This window comes from Enterobacter sp. SECR19-1250, from assembly GCF_013391025.1.
Classification (GTDB): Bacteria; Pseudomonadota; Gammaproteobacteria; order Enterobacterales; family Enterobacteriaceae; genus Enterobacter; species Enterobacter cloacae.
In genome coordinates this window covers 89,545-96,200 of sequence record NZ_JACASJ010000005.1, presented here as the reverse complement: position 1 = coordinate 96,200, position 6,656 = coordinate 89,545, and the positions used below count along the sequence as shown (strand labels likewise).

General features: G+C 54.9%; 6 protein-coding genes and 1 pseudogene. 1 reads left to right on the top strand and 6 read right to left on the bottom strand.

The window, feature by feature from the left end:
- Positions 1-80 precede the first annotated feature (80 nt).
- The 6 genes and pseudogenes from HX884_RS02715 to HX884_RS02690 all read right to left on the bottom strand — a co-directional run.
- Positions 81-386: pseudogene (locus tag HX884_RS02715) on the bottom strand (Hcp family type VI secretion system effector); the annotation flags it as partial.
- A 154-nt stretch (positions 387-540) separates the two neighbouring features.
- The gene (locus HX884_RS02710) at positions 541-1,257 is read right to left on the bottom strand and encodes an ABC transporter ATP-binding protein (RefSeq protein ID WP_013096030.1); all 717 of its coding nucleotides are present in this window, start codon (positions 1,255-1,257) and stop codon (positions 541-543) included.
- On the bottom strand, positions 1,254-2,129 hold the full coding sequence (locus HX884_RS02705; RefSeq protein WP_029882584.1) for an ABC transporter ATP-binding protein: 876 nt from the start codon (positions 2,127-2,129) through the stop codon (positions 1,254-1,256). Before HX884_RS02705 ends, HX884_RS02710 begins: the two co-directional genes overlap by 4 nt.
- Positions 2,126-3,400, bottom strand: coding sequence for a high-affinity branched-chain amino acid ABC transporter permease LivM (gene livM / locus HX884_RS02700; protein ID WP_014832446.1), 1,275 nt, complete (start codon positions 3,398-3,400; stop codon positions 2,126-2,128). Before livM ends, HX884_RS02705 begins: the two co-directional genes overlap by 4 nt.
- Positions 3,401-3,411: 11 nt before the next feature.
- A complete protein-coding gene (locus HX884_RS02695) occupies positions 3,412-4,326 on the bottom strand; it encodes a branched-chain amino acid ABC transporter permease (RefSeq protein ID WP_045903196.1) in 915 nt (304 codons plus the stop codon).
- 99 nt (positions 4,327-4,425) lie between these two features.
- The gene (locus tag HX884_RS02690; RefSeq protein ID WP_029882586.1) at positions 4,426-5,547 is read right to left on the bottom strand and encodes a branched-chain amino acid ABC transporter substrate-binding protein; all 1,122 of its coding nucleotides are present in this window, start codon (positions 5,545-5,547) and stop codon (positions 4,426-4,428) included.
- A gap of 422 nt (positions 5,548-5,969) precedes the next feature.
- On the opposite strand from HX884_RS02690, the gene HX884_RS02685 reads away from it, so the two are divergent.
- A complete protein-coding gene (locus HX884_RS02685) occupies positions 5,970-6,638 on the top strand; it encodes a YecA family protein (RefSeq protein WP_013096035.1) in 669 nt (222 codons plus the stop codon).
- The last annotated feature ends 18 nt before the right edge of the window (positions 6,639-6,656 follow it).

The window sequence follows — 6,656 nt, the reverse complement described above, 5'->3', positions numbered from 1 at the left end:
CTCCCCGAGGGAATACCGGCGGCAGCGGACATCGTTAACTTAAGATACAAAAGCTGTTCGGAGATGGAGGGTCAAGATCAGAAGTATTCAACTTCCTGCCCAGCGTCGTTAATTCTGTACCACTTAAATTCCGCTGATTGTAACGTTTGCCCATGCGCCACAGCTTTATAAAGATATGGGCTTGATGAATCGAATTCTTTTTCAAAATTTAATGCGGAGTGAACTCGTGTACCTGTGATTTTTCCGGTTGCGCTATCAGTAGGAAGGTGCAAACCATGTCCAAATCCAAGAACTTCAATACTACCTTCACGGTGCTGAACATCTACAGAACCTGTAATGTTTGCACCGCCGTCATCTTTAAGCCAAAGATATGCGGGTATAGCCATTCTGAAAGCTCCTTTTCAGTGAGTTTGACGTGATTGTCAGAGACTAATAAATCAACAAACTCAGGCCGTCTCAAGGCATTGCGTGCTATACCTGTCGTGAATATCTCATTGTTATTTATATGAAATTACTTTTAATGATTCCTTTCATATCAAATCACACCCCGCCCAAATACGCCTTCCTCACCTCCTGATTCCCCAGTAACTCTTCTCCGCTGCCGCTCAGGCGGATCTGCCCGTTAACCATCACGTAGCCGCGGTCAGAAAGCTTCAGCGCGTGGTGCGCATTCTGCTCCACCAGAAAAATGGTCATCCCGTTGCGGGCCAGTTCGCGCAGCGTCTGGAAGATCTGTTTCACCACAATCGGCGCCAGGCCGAGGCTGGGTTCATCCAGTAACAGGAGTTTAGGGCGGCTCATCAGCGCCCGGGCGATAGCCAGCATCTGCTGTTCCCCGCCGGACATGGTCATCGCGCGCTGTTTACGCCGCTCTTTGAGGCGAGGGAAGAGGTCAAACATGGTGTGCATATCTTCCGTTGCAAACTGGCTGCCAATGGGGATGGTCCCCATCAGCAGGTTCTCCTCCACGGTCATATCGGGAAAAATGCGTCGTCCTTCCGGCGCCTGGGCAATGCCTTCGGAGGCGACATAGTGGGTCGATTTATGGCTGATGTCCTCTCCGCAAAACACGATCTGCCCGCTGCGAATACGCGGCTGGCCGAAGATAGACATCAGTAATGTCGATTTACCCGCGCCGTTAGCGCCTATCAGCGCCACGGTTTCCCCTTTGTTTACTTCAAGTGTTACCTGTTTCAGCGCCTGGATCACGCCGTAAAACACGTCCACCTCGCGAAAGGCCAGCATCGGTTCGCTCATAGATTGACCTCGCTTTCATCGGTGCCCAGATACGCGGCAATCACTTTTTCATCATGCTGGATCTGCTCGGGTTTTCCCCTGGCGATGACATCTCCATGGTCGAGCACAATGATGTCGTCCGAAATCTCCATCACCATTCCCATATCGTGTTCAATCAACAGTACCGTAATACCGTGGTGGTCGCGCAGAAAACGGATGATGTTGCTCAGCTTGTGCGTTTCAACCGGGTTGAGCCCGGCGGCGGGTTCATCCAGACAGATCATCTCTGGTCCGGTGCACATGGCGCGCGCGATTTCCAGACGCCGCTGCTGGCCGTAGGACATCTCGCCCGCCAGGCGATTGGCACACTCCACAAGATCCACCACCTCAAGCCAGTAGAAGGCCCTGTCCAGGGCGTCGCTCTCTGCCCGTCGGTAAGCGGGGGTATTGAGGATCCCAGCGAGCAAATTACGGTTAACGCGCATATGCTGTGCGACCAGCAGGTTTTCCACGACCGACATCTCGCGGAACAGACGAATGTTCTGGAAGGTGCGTGCCAGCCCGGCGCGGTTAACCAGATGCGTCCCGCCAAACATCTTATAGAAAAGGCGCTGCCCCAACTGTGCAGGGTGAATCCAGTCGTCCGGCTGGAATTTTTGCCCGAGTACCTGAATGACGTTGGTCGTTCTGTTGCGTGCGTTAAACAGAATGTTCCCGCCGGACGCTTTATAGAAGCCGGTCAGGCAGTTAAAGACGGTGGTTTTGCCAGCGCCGTTTGGGCCGATAAGGGCGGTAATCGAACCGCGCTGCACGTCGAGATTGACATCATTAAGCGCCTTGATCCCGCCAAAATGCATCATCAGGTGCTCTACGCTTAATATCGTTCCGTTCATGGCGCCACGCCCTTACGCACGGCAAACCCGCTTCGGTTAATGCGGATCAACCCGCGCGGACGCCAGATCATCATCACCACCATCAGCATGCCAAACAGCAGGACGCGATACTCAGCAAAGCTGCGCAACAGCTCGGGTGTCACGGTGAGCACAAAGGCTGCCAGCACGACTCCGAGCGTAGAGCCCATGCCGCCCAATACCACGATGGCGAGGATCAGCGCAGATTCAAAAAAGGTGAATGAGGTTGGATTCACAAAACCCTGATAGGTGGCAAAGAACACGCCCGCAATCCCGGCCGTTGACGCGCCCAGCGTAAAGGCCGAAAGCTTAACCAGCACATGGTTGAGGCCCATGGAGCGGCAGGCGATTTCATCTTCCCGCAGGGCTTCCCATGCCCGGCCAATTGGCATTCGTGTCAGGCGATGCTTGATATAAAGCACCAGCAGCACCACCAGAAACAGCACCGCGTAAATAAAGATAAACTTCATATTCGGGTTGTACGTCAGATGGAAAAACTCATGAAATGGCACGCCACCTTCTTTGGCGCGTCGACCAAACTCCAGTCCGAAAAACGTAGGCGGTGGGGCTGACACGCCATTAGGCCCGCCGGTGAAGGTTAGCCAGTTGTTCAGCACCAGACGGATAATTTCCCCGAACCCGAGCGTCACAATCGCCAGGTAGTCGCCGTGCATGCGCAGCACCGGGAAGCCGAGCAGGGCACCGGCAGCCGCAGCCATAATTGCCGCCAGCGGCAGCATGCTCCAGAATCCGAGTCCCAGATATTGATACCCCAACGCCAGCCCGTAAGCACCGATGGCGTAGAAGGCGACATACCCCAGATCCAGCAGTCCGGCCAGACCCACGACGATATTCAGGCCGAGGCCGAGCAGGACGTAAATCAGCCCGAGGATAGCAACCGTCAGCAGGTATTTGGTGGCGACAAACGGGAAGCAGATCGCAAGGGCGATCGCCAGAGGAATAACCCAGCGCAGACGGCTTTTGTATTCCGGCGGGCGAACATATACCCCCGCACTGTCGGCTTCGAACCGCGCCTGAAAACGGGCCCCGGCAGCGGTACTTAAAAAAGCGCTCAGCAGAAAACGCCCAACCATCACTGTGCCGACCATCCAGGCCAGGCGCTGTCCGGCAAAGTTAAAGCTATACCCGTCCAGCACCACACCTGCAATCGGGCCAAAAATAATCAATGCGATCAGCCCGGAAAACATCGCGTCCAGCAGGCAGCGCTTGAGGGAGAAACCGTGTGATGTCATTGTTTTCTCCTTCACACTTTGGCCACGACAGGGCGGCCGAGCAGCCCCTGAGGGCGGAAAATCAGGATCATGACCAGCAGCCCAAACGAGAACACATCTTTGTAGTCCGAGTTCACCATGCCGGAAAATTGAGCTTCGGCCACCCCCAGAATCAGCCCGCCGAGCATCGCGCCGGGCAAAGAGCCGATCCCCCCGAGCACCGCGGCGGTAAAGGCTTTGATACCAATCACAAACCCGACGTAGAAATCAAAGGTGCCGTAATTCATGGTAATGAGCACCCCGGCCAGACCGGCCATTGCCGCGCCGATGACAAATACCAGAGAAATAATCCTGTCGGTATTTATCCCCAGAATGGAGGCCATTTTTCGATCCTGTTGTACCGCACGACACATGCGTCCCAGCCGGGTATGGCTGATAATCCAGGTGAGCAATAACATCCCGGCGAAGGAGGCGACCAGAATGAATACTTTGGTATAGGTAATCTGCACGAACCCCTCTCCCAGATGCAGACGAATCACGCCATCCAGCATGGTGGGCACCCCTTGCTGACGCGGCCCCTGGCCCAGTTGCGCGTAATTTTGCAGGATAAGCGACATGCCGATGGCGGAGATCAGCGGTGCCAGACGGGTGGAGTTGCGTAGCGGTTTATAGGCAATGCGCTCGATGGTCCAGCCATACACTCCGGTGACCACGATGGTGAATACCAGCGTCCCGAGGATCAGTAGAGGGAACGACTGCAGGCCGAAGAAGGAGAGCAGCGCCAGGCCAATCGCGCAGAGATAGGCAGAGATCATATACACTTCGCCGTGGGCGAAGTTAATCATGCCGATGATGCCGTACACCATCGTATAACCGATGGCGATGAGTCCGTAGACGGAGCCCAGCGTTAAGCCATTAATTAACTGTTGCAGGAAGAATGTACTCATCTTAGCGCGCTCTTTATAACGGCCGCGCAAACCGCGCAGCCTGATGTGTTGTTTGCGTCGGCAGGCGGCCCTGCCGACGTTGAGCGTGACTCCGTCCCGTTACGGCACTTCCTTATACTTTCCTTTGTCGTCCCACTGATACACCACGTAGTCAGAGACTTTCAGATCGCCTTTGCTGTCCCAGGCTTTTTTGCCCATCACCGTATCGACGGAATTAGCCTTCAGCCATTCGCTGGCTTTGGCTGAGTCCTTGCCGCCCGTCGCCTTGAATGCCGCGGCGATAGCCTGCACGGAGGCATAGGAGTAGAGGGTGTATCCTTCCGGTTCGAATTTACCGGCGCGGAATTTCTCAATTACCGCTTTACCGTCCGGGATCAGGCGCGGATCTTTACCGAAGGTCATATAAATGCCGTTGGTATATTGGGGGCCTCCCGCCGCGGTCACCATCTCTTCGTTGACAATACAGTCGCCGGAGAAGAATTTTGCCTGCACGCCCTGTTCACGCATCTGGCGAACCAGCGGGCCGGCTTCAGGGTGACAGCCCCCGAAGAAGACGACGTCCGGTTTTTGCGCCCCAATTTTGGTGACCAGGGCGTTAAAGTCTTTTTCACCGCGGGATAACCCTTCGTACATCACGTCCTGCACGCCGCGTTTTGCCAGTGCGGCTTTGGTGGCGTCCGCCAGCCCCTGACCGTAGGTGTCTTTGTCGTGAATGATCACCACCCGTTTGGCTTTCAGCTTGTCGATAATGAAATCGCTGGCGACCTGACCCTGCTGGTCATCGCGGCCGCACATGCGGAACATATCGCTCATGCCGCGCTCGGTAATCTGCGGGTTGGTGGAGCCAGGCGTGATGGCGATGATCCCCGCGTCGCTGTACACCTCAGAGGCGGGCATGGTGGACGAGGAGCAGAAATGACCGACCACCGCGTTGACCTTATCCTGGTCGACTAAACGGTTGGCGACGGCAACGGCCTGCTTGGGCTCGCAGGCATCATCTCCCTGAACCAGCTTAATTTTTTCACCGTTGATCCCGCCTGCGGCGTTAATGTCCTCTGCTGCCTGTGTTGCGCCATGCCAGTACTGATCGCCGTAGGTGGCATTGGGGCCTGTAAATGGCCCGGCCACGCCAATGACAATATCTGCCCGGGCGGAAAATGCCGTCACCAGACAACCGGCCAACACAAGAGAAAGAGGAGTTCTGATTAATTTCAGCGACATTATTGTGTTCCTTAGCAATGAGGTTTTTGCACCACGGTGTAAACCCGAACGCCCGACGGCGCAGCCAATCAAAAACACGAGCGAGAAAAATGATGTTACGAACAAGATACGGTCAGCATCCTGCTTAATACGGCGAGGTTTCCATGCGCAGTGTCGCGTGCTGAAGATTAAGCAAAATCGTTGCCAGAATGGTTAACCTGTTGACGGCGTTGCGACATGTTGAGTATAGAGCGCCGTTGTACGCAGCCTTGCGGGACGCACTGAAATTACAGCGGAGATCACATCTCGTTAACAATAAAGCCCATAAGTTGTGCAAGGGTCACGATTTGCACGTTTTTGCAGCAATAATTCCCGTAACTTCCGCCGGGAAAGGCCTACGATATGTGCTAGGATCCTTTCCTTTTTGATCAGGAGTGTCAGCAATGACTGAAGGCCCATTAAATGAAAGCGAAATGGCGTGGCTGGAAGAGACGTTAATGTCTTACGGTCATGACGATGCGTCCGTGATTGACGTGTCCGAACTGGACGGCATGCTTACGGCAGTGCTTTCCGGCCCCGTGGTTGTCGAGCCAGACACCTGGCTGGTGGCGGTATGGGGCGGCGAGAAATATATCCCGCGCTGGAAAAACGATCGAGAAATGAACCGTTTTATCGATCTCTGCTTTAAGCATATGAACGACATTGCTGAGCGCCTGAGCGAATACCCGGATCAGTTTGAGCCGATGTTTGGTTATAACGACGTCGACGGCCAGAGCTACACCGTGGTGGAAGAGTGGTGTTATGGCTATATGCGCGGCGTGTCGTTGACCGACTGGTCTGCACTGCCTGAAGAGCTGAAAGCGGATCTGGATGTCATCGCGCTTCACGGCTCAGAAGAGAACAGCGAGAAGCTGGACGCGCTGAGCGAAGAGGAGTACATCGCCAGCATTGAGCGTATCCAGCCAGCGGCGCTGCGTTTGTACGACTACTGGTCTGCTAACCCACAGCAACCGGAAGCGAAGAAACCGATTGTTAACGGCACAAAAGTCGGGCGTAACGATCCGTGTCCGTGCGGCAGCGGGAAGAAGTTTAAGAGCTGTTGCTTACACTGATAAAAAAGGGGCTGTTGA